This is a genomic window from Paenibacillus sp. FSL R7-0652 (assembly GCF_038595045.1).
Classification (GTDB): domain Bacteria; phylum Bacillota; class Bacilli; order Paenibacillales; family Paenibacillaceae; genus Paenibacillus.
The window spans coordinates 3,493,667-3,514,472 of the sequence record NZ_CP152001.1; the positions used below are offsets into that span (position 1 = coordinate 3,493,667).

Here is a 20,806-nt window from a genome sequence, read left to right on the forward strand (position 1 = left end):
TCAAAAAGAAACGCTCATTGGACTTGTGTCAGAGGAATTGCCTAAACCAGTAGTACCTTACGATAGAATTCCAGAACGAATGTCAGATCGTGAACACTCATCAACTCTTCTTCATACTGTCAAAAAAGAAGTACCTGCCGCTATTGCGCGCGAGTTGATTCGCATAAGTAACGGATCCGATACAAACCTTCAAGCACTTGCTTTGGCTTGTGCTTCCGTACTTACCTATAAATACGTAGGTGCGGACTATTTTCTGCTCGGTGTGCCTGCTAGCGTGATACCTGTTCAGATATCCTCTAATCTTAGCTTTAAAGAACTTTTACTTGTTACTCGTAAGCGTCTAAACGAAGCACAAGCTTATTTGCAGTATCCGCTTGAGGTGCTGGCTGACGAACTAAGTCTGGCATGGGAAGGAACGGACAACCCTTTTTTCGACATCGCAGTAATGGTTGCATCTTCGCATGACGTGCTGTGGATGAATGATATTGGAACTGCTTTTACCTTCTCACTTGATATAGAAGTGGATCTAGTACAGTTGACTTTGTACTATGATGCTGAACGCTACAATCAATCGTCTGCTGAACGGTTACTGACACATTTCTTATTGATCCTAGGTAAATCTTTATCCGATCCAGAACAACCTATTGGCTCTATTTCAATAATGAGAGACGAGGAAATTGTACAACTTCAACAGGAGTTAACCACAGAGTTAATCGATGAAGGGGATGTGCTTCTCCATGAAATGTTCGCTCGAAAAGCGATTGATATTCCTGACCATACTGCACTTATCTATGGAGAGTGCAAGTTATCATACGGGGAGCTAAAGAAACGGGCAGATTGTATTGGACGTGAACTTCTAATGACTGGTGCCGGTATAGGTACGATTGCAGCCATTCGGCTGGAACGTTCCTTCGACATGGTAGCAGGTATACTAGCCATACTTAGCATAGGAGGCACCTACTTACCAATTGAACCTAGTCTTCCCGAAGCGCGTTATCATTACATTTTAGAAGACTCCAGCGCCAGTATACTCCTAACCTCTCAAAATCTTGAAAACATAAATCATCCATTAGTCAAAACCGTGATCTTTGTAGAAAATATAACTGAAAACTCGCAAGTTGATGCAGATGATGGAGAACCGGACATTCGTCCGATCAAACAAACTCTTAATAATCCGGCTTATATTATTTATACCTCGGGCACGACGGGAAATCCAAAAGGAACCGTTATTCAGCATAAGCAAATTACTTGTCTATTGCGGCATACACTCCCTATGTTCGAATTTAATTCAGATGATCGGTGGACTTTATTCCATTCGTTTAGTTTCGACTTCTCGGTGTGGGAAATGTTCGGTGCACTTGTTACGGGAGGTACTCTTGTGATCGTAGCAGAGCATACAGCTAAGGATACAACTAGCTTTGCCCGTTTGCTGATAGAAGAAGCCGTAACGGTTCTCAATCAAACACCTTCGGCTTTCTATCAACTTATTCGAGAAGAGTCTATTTCAGCATGGGATCCCCGCTATATTATTTTTGGCGGCGAAGCTTTAATGCCAAGTAAAATCAAAGATTGGGCTCAGCAGCATGTTTCGGTTCAATTGGTTAACATGTACGGAATTACAGAGACCACAATCCATGCAACATTTAAAAGATTAGAAGAAAAAGATTTCAGATCTTCTTTAAGCAACATCGGTGTTCTTTTACCTCACTTACAAGGAATGATTGTGGATCGAGATGGCCACCCGGTGCCATCCGGTGTACCAGGTGAGTTATGGATCGCGGGACAGGGTGTTGCGCAAGGATATCACAGGAAAGAAAAATTGACCCAAGAACGTTTTATGTTTCATCCTTTAATGGAAACAACTCGATTCTATCGAACAGGAGATCTGGTACGTCGAATGGAGAACGGAGATCTCGAATACTTGGGTAGAATGGATCAGCAAGTCAAAATACGTGGGTATCGGATTGAAATCGGTGAAATCATGGAGAAGCTGCTCCTCCATGATTCCGTTATAGATGCGGCAATCACAACGGAAATAGATGACATGGGACGTACCGAGCTTGCTGCTTATATCATTGCTAGAAATGTCATTACAAATGAAGAAATACGTAGTTTTTTAGAGGCACGTTTGCCTATTTACATGGTTCCAGCACATATATATGAAACGAATTCCATGCCACTTACCATTAACGGCAAGCTTGATTACCGTAAGCTCCAATCCGAACGAAAAAAACTGGCTGCACGAACAACAAAGATCTCGCCTCGGAATGAAATGGAACAAGTCATATTTGATATTTGGAAAAAGCATGTGCCTCAAAAAGCTGATTTCGGTGTAGATGATTCACTGTTTTATATTGGAGGACACTCACTTATTGCATCCTTGATTATCAACGAAGTAAACCAATATTATGGATGTACTTTGTCAATCCGATCTATTTTTGAACATCCCACTATCGCATCGCTCTGTGAGGAAATAAAGGAACGTATGGATCATACGTTCACCAACATACCTGAAATTGGTAATAAACAACACTATGAATGCTCTTCAGCACAAGAGCGGATATACTTTCTCAGTCAGGCAGCAGGTGAAGAATCCACATTATATAATATGCCTGCAATGCTGGAGATTAAAGGACCGTTAGAGGAAGAGAAACTGCAATCGGCTTTCAAGAAACTTGTATCTAGACATGCGGTCTTGCGCACCTGCCTTGAGGTACGAGAAGGACACCCTGTGATGCGGATCGTTCCAGACCATGAATTCACGTTAAACACAAACTTTGCTATAACTTCACTTGACGAAATGTCTCTCGGCGGGTTCATAAAGTCTTTTGTCAGACCTTTTAAGCTAAACAACGTGCCGCTATATAGAGTTGAATTACTTTGTATCGCTGAGCTTCATTACTATCTTCTGTTTGATATGCACCATATTATCGGGGATGGAACCACACTGGAAATATTACTTAGCGATCTGCTCTCCCTCTACGAAGAGAAGACGCTCGATCCAATTTCAGTTGGTTACAAAGATTATGCGGCTTGGCAGAAGCGAGGGCTTGGTAACAAAGAGATGCTGACCCACGAGGCGTACTGGCTTGAACAGTTTGGTGGAGATATTCCGATTCTCTCCTTACCTTTGGATTCACCAAAGAAAAACACAGACGACTGGCAGGGCAGCGTTCTTAAATCGACTTGTGATCCTGACATTGTACCCGCTATAACTGCATTTGCTCAAAACAAGCAAACTACCCTGTTTACCGTTTTATTAGCTGCATTTAATGTGCTGCTTCACAAATATAGTGGACAGAATGATATCGTCGTCGGCACACCAGTAGAAGGACGTGAGCATCCGGATGTAAAAAAGGTGGCTGGTGTTTTCGTGAATACCTTGGCATTGCGAAACAAACCTTCAGGACAGATGACATTTGATCAATTTTTAAAAGAGGTCCATCAAACTCTCATATCTGCCTTGGAGCATCAGTCTTACCCATTTGAGAAGCTGGTTTCTGAAACAAAGACCGAACGAGGTATCAATCATAATCCTTTATTTGACACCTGGTTCTCACTTCAGATTTCGCCAGATATCCCTAAAATCGGTCCGCTGCACATACAGGCAAAAGCGATCTCCCCAAACTTAGCCAAGTTTGACCTTAGTCTCTACGCTGTTATGCATAACGAACGTTCGCTCGACTTGGTATGGGAGTATCGAGCAAACCTGTTTCGTGAAGAAACGATTCAGAGACTGTCCGAACATTTTATCCAACTCCTTCGGTTGATTACAGATGATCCCTCAGTACCACTTCAAGAGATTTCATGGATGAGTGATGCTGAGCGTACCAAATTGCTTCGAAAGTGGAATAACACCAAATCCGCTTATCATGCGAGTGGTGGCATTCATCAATGGTTTGAAAAATGGTCCAACATCTTAGGGGAACACACAGCACTTGTTACCTCTGAAGAAAGATTGACCTATGATGAGTTAAATAAAAAGTCTAATCATATGGCTCATCTACTAAGAAGTTATGGTGTGAATCGAAATACACTTGTCGGAATTGTCATAAGGCGTAATCCGAATCTCTTAATTGCGATCATGGCAGTACTTAAGGCGGGTGGTGCCTATCTGCCTATTGATCCAAGTTTTCCGGGTGAGCGTATCCAGCATATGCTCAAAAACAGTGGGGCAAAACTGGTATTGACCGACTTGAGTAAAGAGGATCATATCACCTCAGCATGGCAATATGACGGTGAAATTTTGCGACTGCAGGACGAGTGGGCGAAACAACCTGCTTCATTTGCTAACCCACAATCTGTCAATGATCCGGATGATATGGCTTATATTTTGTACACGTCAGGTTCCACTGGTTCTCCCAAAGGCGTAGTTATCACGCATGATAATCTGTTCAATTTTATTCATGCAATGGGGGAGAGACTGGATTGTCCTGCAGGTGCTGGTGTACTGGCTCTAACGACGGTATCGTTTGACATCTTCTTTGTAGAGATGCTTTTACCTTTGTTTAACGGTATGAACGTATTGTTAGCGGACGAAGCGATGCAGCAAGATCCTGAATGGCTCGGCAAATTTGTGCAAAATACACCTGTCCATACGCTGCAGCTCACCCCATCCCGTCTCGGGATGCTGCTCAAACATGAAGCAGGGGTACAGCTTCTTAGCCAGAGCAAGCAGATCCTAGTTGGCGGTGAACATTTGTCCCTAGTCTTACTTGCTGAGCTTCAAGCGGTTACTCAGGCAAAAATCTTTAACATGTATGGTCCAACCGAAACAACGATCTGGTCTACGGTGCAAGAACTAACCCTCTCGACTCGTAATGATATCGGGAAACCCGTTGCAAATACCCAAGTGTATGTGTTGGATTCATTGGGCAAGCCAGTTCCTACGGGTGTTCCCGGAGAATTGTATATCGGGGGCAGAGGAGTATCCAGAGGCTATCATCGTAATGCTGCGCTGACAGAAGAGCGTTTTGTGCCTAATATATTCACAGGTGATGGAAGAATGTATAAAACCGGTGATTTAGTTCGCTGGCTAGAAAATGGAAACCTCATGTATATGGGCAGACTCGATCATCAGGTGAAAATTCGAGGGTACCGCATTGATACAGAGGAAGTTCAAGAAGCGATAATGTCCTATGAAGGAGTGGCAGAAGCTGCTGTTCTAACTGAACCTAGCCAAGAACACGGTGAAATATTGGTCGGTTACTACACGGCTAGGGATTTCTGTGCGCCTAGAGAGGTGCGGAAACATCTTTCCAAATTTCTTCCTCCATACATGGTGCCTGGGCGTTTAATACACGTTTCTTCATTTCCATTAACGCCAAATGGCAAACTGGATCGCAAGCGACTGTCCACTACACATGCCATTGAGTATAGAGAAGAAGAGGCTCACCAACTTGTTAAGCCGTCAACTGAACTAGAGCAGCAGATTGCTTCGATATGGGAGAAAGTACTGGGGCTTTCAGCACCGCCATCTATAAGCCAATCTTTTTTCGAAATTGGTGGAAACTCTCTGCAAGCCAGTTCGATTTTGTTAATTATGAATGACCGGCTAGGAACTAACATCAGCTTACGTGAGTTTTTCATAGAGCCGACAGTGAGAGCGCTAAGTGCTTTAGTTGAAACTAAGGGACTTGCAAAAGTGCTAACGATACCTGTGACCGAAGGAACAGAGTACTATCCTCTTTCTCCTGCACAGCGGCGCATGTATTTTTTATATCAACTTGAAGGAGAAGGGCAGGGTGTCTCCTACAACATGCCGTTAATGGTTAGAGTTAGAGGATCACTTGATCCAGTCCGGATGAAGCTTGCTCTAGAAAAGCTGGTCGCGCGTCACTCTTCACTTCGCACCTACTTTGAGATTCTCGACGGCAAGCCTGTGCAAAAAATTCAACCCACTGCTGAAATTCCTGTATGTTATCGGGAGATTCAATCCGACAAAGAGCTCCCTGAGGTCGCGGCACAGTTCATTCAACCTTTTACTTTGGAACAAGCACCGCTCGCCAGAGTTTGCCTCGTTCGTATCGGGCAGAATGATAGCCAATTCATGATGGATATGCATCATATTGTTGCTGATGGAATCAGTACGGACATCATCATTCGCGATTTTCTTGCTCTTTACGAAGAAAAGCAGTTGGTGCCTGCACCTAGGGTTGATTATAAGGACTATAGTGTATGGCAGATTCACCAGATTGAAGCTGGCGCTTATCAAGATGCGGAATCATTCTGGTTAAAGCTTTTGGATGGGGAGTTACCATTGCTGAATTTGCCAATTGACCGGACAAGGCCAGCAGTCAAGGGATATGACGGGGACACGATCAGAACAAGCTTACTTCCGTCCCTACGAGAAAAATTAATTCAGGTCGCAGCTAATAAGGGCGTTACCTTAAATACATTGCTGCTTACCGCATACTATACGCTGCTCCATAGACTTACAAACCAGGAAGACGTCATCGTAGGCTCACCATTTGCCAATCGACAGCAAGCAGATGTTCAGGAAATGATCGGCATGTTCGTTAACACCGTCGCCTTAAGGTCCTATCCATCTGCTGAAAAAACGATACGGGAATATGCAGGTGAAGTAAGCGAACTTCTACTAGCCGCACAGGAACAACAAATGATTCCGTTTGAGAATTTGATTGAGCGCTTAAATCTGCCTAGAGATATGAGCCGTAATCCACTATTTGATACGATGTTCAGCTACCAAAATAAGCAGCAGCAGTTACCCGTGGCGACGGAGTTGGAATTGGAGCCTTATTAGTATTCTTTTCCAATCTCCAAGTTCGATCTCTCACTGAATATACTAGATACTTCTGAAGAAATGATTTTGGAACTTGAATATAGTAAAGAGCTTTTTGAAGCAGAAACCATTCAACGTTATCTAGGTTATTATGTCCGCATATTGGAAGCATGTACTGGTGATCTGGATCAGAAACTGGGAGAAATCGAAATCTTATCTAAGGTAGAAAAGGCAAAGCTCCTATATAAAAATCATCAACTTCTTCCTATAGATGAATTGGATTTCTATACGTTGTTTGAACAAACGGTTTATCGAAATAGTGAACGGCCAGCCTTGTTCTATGGAGGTCAGCAGCTTTCTTACGCCGAGCTGGAACGAAGGGTATCCATTCTCGCGTCTGAATTACATGGGAAAGGAGTACGTGTTGGTAGTAGGGTCGGTATTTTATTGGAACGTTCAATGGAAGGTATCATTTCTATTCTGGCTGCTCTGAAGACTGGGGCTGCGTACATTCCTATTGACCCTAGTTATCCTGCAGAGCGGATTCGGTACATGCTCGAGAATAGTAATGCGAAATGGATCATCTGTCATGGACATCCCGAGCAGGATCTACCGACTTCAATACGTACCATTGCTATTGAGAGAATGGATTGGTCCACCGTCCCAACACCATTTGAAAAGCCGCGAATCGACGGAAACAGCCTAATGTACATCATCTATACTTCAGGTTCTACCGGCAGGCCCAAAGGAGTAATGATTGGACACCGTCAATTCGTTAACATGTGCAGCATATGGAAGGAAGAATACCAACTCCACGAATCGGGTTTTAGCCTTCTTCAGCTTGCAAGTATATCCTTTGATGTGTTTACTGGCGATATGGGAAGAACCTTACTACACGGAGGCAAACTTGTCATTAGCACAGAAGAAGAAAAATACGATTTTCATCGCTTGCATCGCCTATTGGTTGACCATAAGGTCACGTTGTTTGAATCCACTGCAGCGTTAATCGTACCCTTTATGAAATTTATATACGAACTAGAGATGGCCATTCCGCATCTAAAGCTGCTTATTATCGGCTCCGACGTATGTAAAGTCCAAGATTTCAAGCAGCTTCATGACAGGTTCGGTAACAATTTCCGAATCGTGAACAGCTATGGTGTGACTGAAGCAGCGGTAGACTCAAGTTACTATGAATGGACACCGGGTACACAATTCCCAGAAACGACTGTACCTATTGGAAAACCTTTACCTAATGTCTATTTCTATGTCTTAGACCGTCTTGGAAAGCTTGTCCCAACCGGTGTAGCCGGAGAGCTTTACATCGGAGGTGTCGGCGTAGGGTTAGGGTATTGTGGCCAGCCCAAGTTAACGAAAGAACGCTTCCTGCCTGACCCATTTAATAGCGGAGAGAAGGTTTACCGTACGGGGGATATGGCCAGATGGCTAAAAGACGGAAACATTGAATTTTTAGGCCGCGAAGATGAACAGGTTAAAATACGAGGGCTGCGCATTGAAACCGGAGAGGTTGAAAGCGTGCTGCGCCGACATCCTTTGATCGAAGAAGTCGTCGTCGTCGTTCGTAAAGAAGAAAGTAGGGACGCGCTTTTATACGCTTATTTTACGTCCGAAACAGAATTGGATTATCGTGAACTACAGCTCCTTTTGGCGGCTTCCTTACCGGATTTCATGATTCCAACTAGATGGATGCGGCTTGAGACCTTACCAATTAGCCATAACGGGAAAATTGACATTAAAGCGTTACCGCTGCCTCAAGTACCAGCATCTTATTTAGGGAACCGTCCAAATCTGCCATCTACGGACCTCGAAAAAAAGCTAGCCTCCATTTGGATGACTGTGCTTGATTGCAGTGAAGTAGGAGTGGATGACAACTTTTTCGATCTAGGAGGAAATTCAATGTCCATCCTGGAGATGAATACTAAAATCCGAAAGAAATTATCGCTTGATTTTAATGTGGCCACATTGTTTAGATATCCAACGATTCGCACCTTCATCGCTCAGTTAAATACGGGACCGTCTTCGGTTCAAACTGAGATAAACGCGATGGAACAGAAAAAGGAGGAGTCCATACGTATTAAGGATGCAAATGAACGAAAAAAAGAAATGCTGAATCGAAGACGAAACCGATAACGGGCAAAGAAGTGGAGGACGAGAAAATGGTGCCTACAGGTACACGTTTAATCTCTGTGCAGGATTCTGCACAGAGAGAAATTCTAAGCAATCTTGCTGCTCTATATCTTCATGATTTGTCCGCATACACGCGTGAACTAGAACCGAATGATCAAGGATTATTTGAATATGAAGGGCTTCATTTATACGAAGAAGACGAACGCCTACACGCTTTTTTAATCATGCATGATTCCAGAATCGCTGGATTCGTCCTGCTTAATGAACCTCCTTACACATCAGAGGATGTAAATTATTGTGTGAATGAACTATTTATATTGAATCCCTTCAGAAACAAAGGAATCGGGCAGGCGGCCGTACGTCTTGTCTTTGAACAATTTCCTGGAAAGTATCTTGTGTTTCAGTTAGCCGAAAATCAACGTGCGATCTCTTTTTGGAGAAAGGTCTACGAAAAATACAGCATACATCATACTGAAGTTGAAGAGTTATATGACGGAGATTTGTGTGTCTTTCAACGTTTTGCAATAGGTAAGACGTAGCATACAAAGGAGAGATTGAAAACATGGAAAGTAGTCAATATAACGGATTAGAAGTTGCAATTATAGGTATGTCTGGTAGATTTCCGGGAGCTTCAGATCTGAAGCAGTTTTGGCACAATTTAAAAAATGGTGTTGAATCGCTCACCCGTTTTACGGATGAGCAGCTGAAAAGGGACGGTGTGCCTGATGATCTGCTGAGGCATCCGAGTTACGTCAACGCTAAAGGACTGCTTACCGATTATGATCATTTTGATGCATCGTTTTTCAATTACGTCCCTACAGATGCTGAATTACTTGATCCTCAAATTCGTCTTTTCCATGAGTGTGCCTGGGAGGCATTAGAAGAGGGAGGGTACGCACATTCAGATGCGGATCGATCTATAGGCGTATACGCGGGAGCTTCTTCCAACTTACTGTGGGAGGCAACAGCTTCCCTTGCAGAAAGTGCTCCGGAATCCAAATTATTTGCAGACAGCCAGCTGACGGATAAAGATTTTATATCTACTCGGGTATCATATGCGCTTAATTTGAAAGGACCAAGCTTAACTGTGTATACAGCCTGCTCTACATCATTAGTGACCATTCATATGGCTTGCCAGGCACTGCTAAGCGGGGAATGTCGCATGGCTCTAGCTGGTGGGGTAACGATTTCACTTCCCCAAGAGGGTGGATATTTGTATCAGGAAGGGATGATTCTCTCTCCGGATGGTTATTGCCGAGCTTTTGACCAAGACGCTTCTGGAACAGTAGGGGGAAGTGGTGCAGGAGTCGTACTGCTGAAAAGGCTAGAAGATGCCCTGGAAGATGGAGATCCGATTCATGCTGTGATAAAAGGATCTGCCATTAACAACGACGGTTCTGCTAAATCTGCTTTTAGTGCTCCTAGCATTGAGGAACAGAGTCGAGTGATCCGCACCGCTATGCTCGCAGGTGAGGTTGACGCCTGCAGCATCAGTTATGTAGAAGCTCATGGAACAGGTACTTACATCGGGGATCCGGTTGAACTAGAAGGTCTTCGGCTAGCTTTCGAAGGAGCAATGCCTGCTTCTTGCGGTATCGGTTCCGTTAAATCCAATATTGGACATTTGGATTGTGCTGCTGGCGTGGCAGGGTTAATCAAAACTGTACTTGCTCTCAAGTATAAGACACTACCACCAACACTGCATGTTACCAATCCGAATCCACAATTTGATTGGAAAGGAAGTCCATTCTACGTCAATACAAAAACCAGGCCATGGAAATCTAGTAATGGGTCGCCGCTGCGAGCGGGAATAAGTTCATTCGGCATTGGCGGTACGAACGCGCACCTTATATTAGAAGAGGCACCCAAAGATCTCGAACAAGATGATTTAAATACAACAGACGCTTCACAACTGTCCATAAGTGGTTATGAACAGAGTTCTTTCTTTTTTCCTCTTTCAGCCAAAACACCGGAAGCACTGCACCAAACGTCATACAGGCTAGCTCGTTTTTTGCAAGAGCATCCATACATTGATCTGAAAGATATTGCTTATACGCTGGTTCATGCAAGAGAAGCGTGGATGCATCGGGCTGGTATCATTTGCTCATCCCGGCTGGAAGCTTTAGAACTGCTTCATGAACTAGCATCTGGAGAGTTAAAGGCTTCGACGGATCAGGCTGCTAACCATATATGGGGTGAGGTAAGAGACAACTGGCTTTCAGGAGCCAGTATTAAAAGAGATTATGGTTATCTTTTCACTGGAAAAACATTACATATTCCAACATATCCTTTCCAGCGAACACAATTCAATCGGCAGCTTGAGGTCTACAAGGAACTAACAAGGAATGGAACAGGTTTAGTGGATAAGTCTGGCAGCCATTCAGATGGATTAGTTCCATCCGTAGTGAAGCAAGAAATACAAAAATCATCCGACTTGTCCACTTGGATATATATACCGAGCTGGTCGAGAACATTTAAACTTGCTGATGTATTGGATAAAGAAACCGAAGAGAATCTGAAGGAAAACCTGTGGATCGTCATGCCTGATTCTTATGGTATTGCGAAACATCTTACAGCTTTACTTGAGGAACATAAAGCTGAAGTGCTGTATGTAGATCATGATCTAGACTTGAAAATCATTGAGAATAATAACAAACCGCTAAAAGTCATTTATTTGCAAGCTGTTCATCAGCAGGAAGCCGATCTTACGCAGAAGCAGTTCAAGTCATTACAGAAGCAAGGTTCATACCGATTCTTGGGATATATTCGCAAACTCATCGAATACGCTGGAGACCTTGAATTAGATATTATTTCAGTTACGAATGGTGTTCAACTTGTAACAGGTGCAGAGTCTATAAATCCTGGCCAATCGCCAATTCACGGACTTTCTTTAGTTGTTCAACAGGAACATCCAAATGTAACATGTACTGTAATTGATTTTGAAGAAACAGTGCCTAGTGAAGATACAGCGTTATATGCCTGTTCCGTACTGCAAGAAGCAGTGCGTTCTAAACATCATTTTGAACCGTTTATTGCTTTCCGTTATCGTTATCGCTGGATCGCACAGTATGTACCAGCCTCATTACCCGTTAAAAATAAAGAAACATATGGTGCATGGAAAGATAAAGTATGGTGCATCACAGGTGGTTTTGGCGGTATCGGTAGAGCAATGGCAGAACATTTCTCCATTCGACATGGGGTTAGGATTGTCCTAATAGGCAGAACCGCCATACCAGATCCATCAACATGGGATAGGACAGAGGAGGATGAGTTGAGTGTGCGAACAACCTCCCTGATACGGTGGGCACGCGGCTTGGAAGAACGTGGTGGACAGATCATGCTCGTAACTGCAGATGCTGCTAAAGAAACCGATCTTACAGCTGCTTTTCATCAGGTCCAGTTAAGATGGGGGGATATTCATGGTGTAATTCATGCCGCGGGATTGACTGGTGGCACAACATTTGAATTGACTTCCAGCTTGAACGAGACACAACTAGAAGAACAGTTCCATGCTAAAGTGTACGGAACTATCGAGCTTAAGCGAGTATTGGAAAAACATAATCCTGATTTTTGCGTGATGTTTTCATCGTTATCCGCTGTTCTAGGTGGCATCAGCTATGGAGCATATGCTGCAGGTAATCGCTTTCTTGATGCATACGTCAATTCAGTCTCTCATCACGGTGACAGTCGGTGGATCAGCATTGGCTGGGATGGCTGGAATATAAGTTCAGAAGTTAATGTGGACCAATCAAATGATGCTTACCTTATGGAACCTCATGAAGGAATTGAGGTGCTGGAACGCATATTGCAAAGCACTGAGACGGGTCATCTCATAGTCGCGACTGCAGACTTAATTCAACGAAGAAAACGCTGGGTGACTGCACTGAAGCCAGTAAAAAATGGAGCCTCATCAAAACGGTCCATACGGAAGCTTCCTCGTCCCCTATTGTCGGATTCTTACTGTGAGCCGGAAAATAAATTTCAACGTCAACTCGTCTCACTCTGGGAAGATTTCTTTGGTATTGAACCTATCGGGATTGACGACGATTTCTTTGAACTTGGCGGCGATTCTTTGAAAGGCGCAACCTTAATTACCGCCATGCAAAAAGAGCATGGTATACGTCTTCCTTTAAGCGAGCTTTTCGAGAATTCTACCATTCGAGGTCTCGATCGGGTACTCACCCATATAATTGTACCAAAGCAAGGTGAGTTAATTCATGGGAAACAAGAGACAACTTATCCTCTGTCACCTGCGCAGACTCGGATGTACTTCATGAGCCAGTTTCACGATAAAGATACCAATTACAACATTCCTTCAGCAGTTATCGTTGAAGGAACTTTAAACAAAACACAGGTAGAGTTAGCTCTGCGCAGATTGGTAGAGCGGCATCCTATGCTTCGGTCTAGCTTCCATATGGAGGGAACAGAGCCTGTTCAGAAAGTGCATCATGTGGACGAAGTTTCCATTATTCTTGATTACAGAGAAGCTGAGTTTGAGCTATCGACTGCTAATTTACATGAATTTATTCAACCTTTTGATTTACAATTACCATCACAATTTCGTGCATCTTTGATCCGATTTGATGCAGACCGCCATCTGTTATTCATGGACATGCACCATATTATTTCTGACGGCGTCTCCACGGGGATTTTAATCAGAGAGTTCATTCAACTCTATGATGGCAAAATATTGCCTCTTCCCACTCACCAATACAACGATTATGTGCACTATGTAAGATCTATTTCGTCTGAGGAGATGAAACAAAAGGAGCAGTACTGGCTAAATCAGTACCAAGGAGAGCTGCCTACACTGAATCTTCCGTTACAACCAGAGCAGGGTTGGATACGGAATGATGAAGGGGGCAAATTCCAGTTTATGTTGGATCGGGATATCGTACAAAAACTTAATGCTATGTCCCTTCAATATCGAGGCACACCGTTTATGACACTGTTAGCCATTTATTATGTTTTCTTGTCTAAGTACTGCAATCAAGAAGACATCGTCATTGGTACTGCATCTGCTGGAAGACAATATGAGCACGCGGATGATATTGTCGGTATGTTCGTCAATACACTGCCATTACGGAATTATCCAACTGGGGATAAACGATTTTTTGATTTCTTGAATGATATCAAATCTAACGTATTACAATCATTTGATCATCAAGAATATCCTTTTGAATTACTTGTTCAAAAGCTAGATTTAACACGCGATCTAGAAAAACAACCTCTTATTGAAACGATGTTTGTGTATCAAAACATTGATTTGCATGTCAAAGCCAATTCGTTAACTTTTACAGGTCTTGACGTACCGAATACAACTTCAAAATATGACCTGATGTTAGAAGCCAAAGAATTGAACGGTGAGATTATTTGTTTGTTCCACTATCGAGCTCAACGATTCTCTGCCGCTTATATGGAACAAATGAGCAATCACTTTATGCATCTCATCGATCAGTGTTTGACGGAACCTGAAAAGAAACTACAACATATGCGGTTAATGAAGCCGCAAGAAGAACGGCTTTTACTGGAATTTACGCACCCACTCCAATGTGAATCAGTGGATAAAGAATTAATCGAGTCTCGATTTGAGGCAATCGCCGAGCAATATCCAGAAAGACTTGCATTGCTTAACGGAGAAGAGTGTGTGTCTTATGATTCATTGAACAAGCAGGCAAATCGTTTGGCGCACACCCTTATTTCAAAACTGCCAGAAAACAAGGAATCTATAGTCGTCATCCTATTAGGACGTTCTAACCGCTGGCTTGTGCCATCCGTATTAGGCACCGTAAAGGCTGGAGCAGCCTATCTGCTCATTGAGCCGGATTTACCGCAAGAACGGATTGCATACATGATCAAGGATAGCGGCGCAGTTCTGGTCATAACTGTCCCTGAGCATGAAGATCGTCTTGTAGAGATAGATACAGAACAACTTATGCTGCAAGCAGAGACACTCTCTCAGCGCACGGATAATCTTCAGTTTGAATCTTCACCAGACCGACTGGCCTATGTCATGTACACGTCTGGTACGACGGGTACTCCTAAAGCGGTAATGATTGAAAATCGCAATATTGTCAGAATGGCTATGAAGGAGAACTACCGTCTATTTATCAGAGGAGAACGGGTGCTCCAAACTGCCTCTATCATGTTCGATGCGTTCACCTTGGAGTTATGGGGTACACTGGCAAACGGAGGAGCACTAATCGTATTACATGAACGTGTGATTCAGGATGTTCATTTGTTCGGTGAAGCGGTGTTGAAATATCAAATATCCGATTTGTTCCTGACAACCTCATTATTTAACTACTTAGTGCAGCAGCAGCCTTCTGCTTTTGCTCCACTACAGACTGTCGTTATTGGCGGTGAAGCAGCGTCAGCATATCATGCGGATTTGTTGTATCAGGCATGTCCAAATACGATACTGATCAACGGATACGGCCCAACTGAAAACACAACATTCTCCACTTATTATCAAGTGGAACCCGGTCATACTGGCACTGTACCTATAGGTGTTCCGTTTTTCAGATCCCAAGCCTACGTTGTGGACCCAAAACAGATCGATCAGCTTCAGCCTCTTGGTGTCGAAGGTGAGTTATGTGTGGCTGGAGAAGGCATGGGTCGAGGCTATTTAAATAGACCAGATTTGACAGATCTCAAATTTGTTCTGAATCCATATGCTCCAGGCCAGCTCATGTACCGCACAGGAGACTACGCAAAATGGCAGCCAGATGGAACACTGCAGTTCATCGGACGAATCGACGATCAGGTGAAAGTCAGGGGTTATCGTGTGGAGCTTGAAGAGATACACGCTTGCTTGCTAGAGCATCCTTATATTACAGGTGCAGCAGTAATTCCCGTTGAGAAAGAAGGAGAGCGCGGCAAGGAGATCAGCGCATATTTTACATCTGAGATCAAAGGGCTTGAGCGTGAAGAAGTGCGTAAATTTATTGGTGCTAGACTTCCGCGTTATATGGTTCCTACGTTCATCACTCAGCTCGATTCATTACCGCTAACACCAAATGGCAAGCTAAACAAACGGGCTTTACCAGATCCATGGTCAGATGTGCTGGAAAGTGATTCATATCTCCTTGGCCCATCAAGCGATATGGAAAGGCGTTTAGCCCCCATTTTTGAGGAAGTGTTAGAAATAGATGCTGCCGGAAGGAACAGTAATTTTTTTGACTTAGGAGGTCATTCTCTCAAAGCCATGCAGCTCGTAAGCCGTATTCGGTCAGAGTGGGGCATTGAACTGACACTAAAAGATGTGTTTCGACATCCAGTTATGGCTGAACTGGCATCTATCCTCGAAGATAAAGTTCTGAGCGATAAGGAGCAGGGGGAAGTTAAACTCGACAAGATTATTCCTCTTTCTAAACAGACAGCAGATTTTCCACTTTCATCTGCTCAACAAAGATTGTTCATTCTCGAACAGTTTCAGGATATTGGAACGAGTTATAACATGCCATTTGTTTTTCAGCTGGAAGGTAAACTGGATGAGGATCGTGTACAGAACGTTTATAAAGCGATGTTTACTCGGCACCCCATGCTCCGAGCATCTTTTCATATGACAGCAGACGGAAGACCTGTACAAAATATCGTTCCAATAGAAAATATTAACACTGAAATTGAACGCTGTACCTGTGCACTCTCGGATGAAAAAAAGCTGAGAGAAATAATCGGAAGATTTATTCGGCCATTCGTACTAGAATCTCCACCATTAGTACGTGCAGGGATCGTTCAACTGCTTCCAGACTTGCATCTACTTCTTCTAGATATGCATCATCTGATTTCAGACGGAGTATCCATGAACATTTGGGCCAGAGAGTTCATGCGGCTATACGATGGGACCAATCTGACCGAAACTCAAATGATTCGACTGCAGTATACGGACTACGCAGTCTGGCAGCAGCAGCAGCTGCATTCAGGTGCGTTTGATTCTCATAAGAAGTACTGGCTTGAGCAGCTCGGAGGCACGCTGCCTGTCCTTGATTTACCTACGGATTATTCTCGCCCAATCCTGCGCGATTATGCCGGAAGTCAGCTTCGTTTTGCCCTAGGACCCGTACTGACTGACAAAATGCGAGCGTTCAGCAAAGAACACGGTATTACCTTATATATGTTAACCCTGGCTGCATATGGACTACTGCTGCATAGATATTCAGGTCAGGACGACCTTATTATAGGTACACCTGTTGCAGGAAGAACACATGAGGAGATGCTTGAAGTTATTGGGATGTTCGTTAATACACTGGCAATAAGGTCTCGTCTACACGGGAAACTGACTGTATCTGAATATTTGGAAGAAATAGAAAAGACAGCATTGCAGGCATACGAACACGCTGCGTATCCATTTGAGGAACTCGTTAACGCCCTTAACGTCACCCGGGATACGAGCCGAAATCCTATATTTGATACGATGTTCTCACTGCAGAACATTAGCTCCAACACAATTAGGATTCCAGGTCTGGATTGCAAACCGTATGATTTTGACTCCGGTCAGTCGGGATTTGATCTGTCGTTCCAGTTGTATGAACAAGAGGAGGATCTGGATGTATTTGTTGAATACAGTACTCGTCTTTTTAAAGAAAGCACCATCCAGCTGTTAGGAGAACATTTCACCAGTCTTCTGGAGTGGATCATTCTTCATCCTTCTGCAGAACTCGCTAATGCAGACATGCTGACAAACGAAAAAAAGCAAACCATTCTCAAAGAGTTTAATCCGCAAGTATACGAAATTGAAAATCTTTCTTTCACCTTATCTCATCTTGTGGAGGCTCAGGCTAAAATCTCACCAGAATCGGCTGCTGTTCAGAGCGAAAACGAGCTGCTCACCTATGGCGAGTTAATAGAAAGATCTGGGCTGCTCTCCAGTTATCTCAAAGATTTACGTGTGGCGAAAGGTGACACGGTAGGCATTCTCATGTCTAACAGTGCTGCGATGATTATTTCTTTACTTGCCATTCAGCGCATAGGTGCAGTCTGCATGCCGCTTGATCCTGATTATCCGGAGAAGCGGATCGCATACATGCTGGAAGACGCCGAAGCTGCTCTATTAATTACTAATGAAGAATGTGACATTCCAGCGTTATGGGAAGGACAAACACTCATTCTTAATCATGCACCAGAAGTGGACAAGAAAAGTAACCACTCACGGGCAAGGTATGCAAATTTAGCAAAAAGAGTACAAGCTGCCGGATCTATTCCTCCGGACTGCAGCAAGCCAGATGATATCGTATATAGACTGTATACTTCAGGGACAACTGGTCAGCCCAAAGGGGTTTTGCTTAAACAAAGCCATGTTGTTCATTATATAAGAAGATTTTGCGAAAGCTTTAGCATCGTTCCTGGTGATCGGGTATTACACCACTCTTCCGTATCTTTTGATACGTCTATGGAAGAGATTTATCCTGCGTTAGTCACAGGAGCATCTGTGCATATCGCGGGTAAGGCGGTCGCTCGCCATGTAGAAAGCTTAATTTCATTTGTTGCTGAGCGGGCTATTACCGTCATTTCCGCTTCTCCCGTCATGCTCAGTGAATTGGATCGGCACTTGAAGGAACATCAAGTTCGATTATTCATCTCTGGAGGAGACGTACTTAAGAAACAGCACATTAGTAGGTTGATGCAAAAAGCTGAAGTCTACAATTCATACGGTCCAACAGAAACAACAGTATGTGCTGCATACCACCATTGTAAAGAGATGGATGACGAAGTCATACCTATCGGTAAGCCTATTCCAGGTTACCGAATATATATTTTGAACCCGTTTGGCCAGCTCCAACCCCCGGGAATTCCAGGAGAGTTATTCATTGCCGGTGCGGGAGTTTCACTAGGGTATGCGGGTAAAGAAACACTAACGGCAGAAAAATTCATTCCAGACCCATTCGAAGGCGGGTGGATGTATCGCACAGGAGATTTGGCGAAGTGGGATGAAATGGGCACATTACATTTTATTGGACGCGTGGATCAACAAGTGAAAATCCGTGGATATCGCGTGGAATTACAGGAAATTGAAACTGCTTTGCTTCAGATTTCAGGTGTACGAGAAGCAGTGGTGTTGGTAAGAAGTGATGAGCGCCATTTTCAGCGGTTACAAGCTTTCTTAGTAACAGATCAAATAGTACCTGGATCAAATATCCGCGAACAATTATTACAAGCATTGCCTGAATATATGATTCCACATCAATTCACTCAACTGGATCATGTTCCACTGACGCAAAATGGCAAAGTGGATCGCCGAAAACTTGAGCAAGAGTTCGCGCTCTTAGAAAATGAAGCCTTAATAGAAGAGCCAGCGAGAACAGCTACAGAGACGGAACTTCAGATTATGCAGATGTGGCAAGAAGTGCTTGAAAGCTCTGAGCTTAGTATCTATGACAACTTCTTTGAAAAAGGTGGTCATTCTCTTCGGGCTACAAGTCTTGCAGTCAAAATTCGGCATGCATTTGGGCTTGATTTTAACATACAGCATGTATTCCAATACCAAACAATTGCTGAAATGTCTTCTTTTCTTGAAACGAATCTAGATACTGCTCAACTAGAAAATATCTCAACTGCACCTCTATCGGATCATTACCCTATTTCTTCTGCGCAAAAGCGAATGCTTCTGCTAAGTGCTGCGGAAGGCAGCAGCATAAGTTACAACATGCCTTTGGTAATGGATGTGTCAGGACCGCTGGATGCCAACCGATGCCGTGAAGCTTTCGAAATCATGGTTCGGAGGCATGACATATTACGGACATCGTTCCATTTTGCTGATGGCGTTCCTGTCCAAGTAATCCATAATCAAACTCCAGTCCATTGGAATGAGTTATGGATATCCGAAGAAATGATCGATCCAGAGATTCAGAAACAAATTCAGCCTTTTAGACTGGATGAACCATCCCAGCTTAAGCTGTGTCTATTTCATATCGAGACAGACCGTGCCATTTTACTTTTTGATATCCATCACATTATTTCTGATGGTGTATCCATTGCTATCTTCATAGAGGAATTCATGGAGTTGTACAGAGGGAATTCACTTCCAGCTGTTCAACTACAGTACAAGGACTTCGCGACATGGCAGCACAAAATGCTTAGCGGAAGTCAGTTAGATCGGCAAAAAGAATACTGGATCAACCAGTTTGACATTGGAGTGCCAGTACTCCAGCTTCCCTACGATTACGCGCGTCCGAAACTGCAAAGTTTTGAAGGCCGTTCTCTATCATTTGCTGTCGATTCCAAGCTGACAGAGCAATTAAAAGAGCTTGCGTTTAATACGGAATCCACCATGTATATGGTCTTGCTCGCAGCATATTACGTTTTACTGTACCGTTATTCTGGCCAGCGAGACATCGTAATAGGCTGCCCTATTGCCGGAAGGCAGCACGAGCAGCTTGAGGACATGCTTGGTATGTTCGTTAACACACTTCCGCTGCGCATACAGTTGGAGGGAGACGTATCGTTTAATGAACTGCTTAAAAATGTTCGGACGCGAACTTTGGAGGCCTATTCCAATCAAGACTACCCGTTCGATGAACTCGTAGATCAATTAGATTACCGCCGGGATTTAAGCCGTAACCCATTGTTTGATACGGTCTTGGTTATGCAGAACATGAAGGAACCTTCATCAATCATTTCAGACCTAGTGTTCAAACCAAGGGATTTTGAAAGGAACAGTACGATGTTTGATATCCGTTTTGAAGTAACGGAAAGTGCCGATGGGCTGCAGTGCACGATGGACTATTGCACCAGTTTGTTCAAGGAAGAAACCATTCGCAGGTTCAGCAGCAACTACTTGCACATATTAAAAGGGTTTGTTCATGATCCATCGTTAAGGCTTGACGAAATCGAACTAGAACATGGCTATACCGTTCGAGAACAGCAGGACTGGCTGGAGAGTATTTCTTTTGATTTCTAACCCATAGGAAACAGGAGAGG

Annotated in this window: 2 protein-coding genes and 1 pseudogene; all 3 read left to right on the top strand. The window is 43.6% G+C overall.

Annotated elements, in window-relative coordinates; all coding sequences use genetic code 11:
• Positions 1-742 precede the first annotated feature (742 nt).
• The 3 genes and pseudogenes from MKY97_RS15605 (at position 743) to MKY97_RS15615 (ending at position 20,786) form a co-directional block, all read left to right on the top strand.
• Positions 743-8,890 (top strand): annotated as a pseudogene (locus MKY97_RS15605) (amino acid adenylation domain-containing protein).
• Positions 8,891-8,916: 26 nt separating this feature from the next.
• Positions 8,917-9,426, top strand: coding sequence for a GNAT family N-acetyltransferase (locus MKY97_RS15610; protein WP_342551277.1), 510 nt, complete (start codon positions 8,917-8,919; stop codon positions 9,424-9,426).
• Between the two features lie 23 nt (positions 9,427-9,449).
• Positions 9,450-20,786, top strand: coding sequence for an amino acid adenylation domain-containing protein (locus MKY97_RS15615; RefSeq protein ID WP_342551278.1), 11,337 nt, complete (start codon positions 9,450-9,452; stop codon positions 20,784-20,786).
• Positions 20,787-20,806: the final 20 nt, after the last annotated feature.

What these genes read in the sequence shown, in the direction of transcription:
- MKY97_RS15610 (WP_342551277.1), top strand. Translation starts at nt 8,917, where the DNA reads ATGGTGCCTACAGGTACACGTTTAATCTCTGTGCAGGATTCTGCACAG.
- MKY97_RS15615 (WP_342551278.1), top strand. Translation starts at nt 9,450, where the DNA reads ATGGAAAGTAGTCAATATAACGGATTAGAAGTTGCAATTATAGGTATG.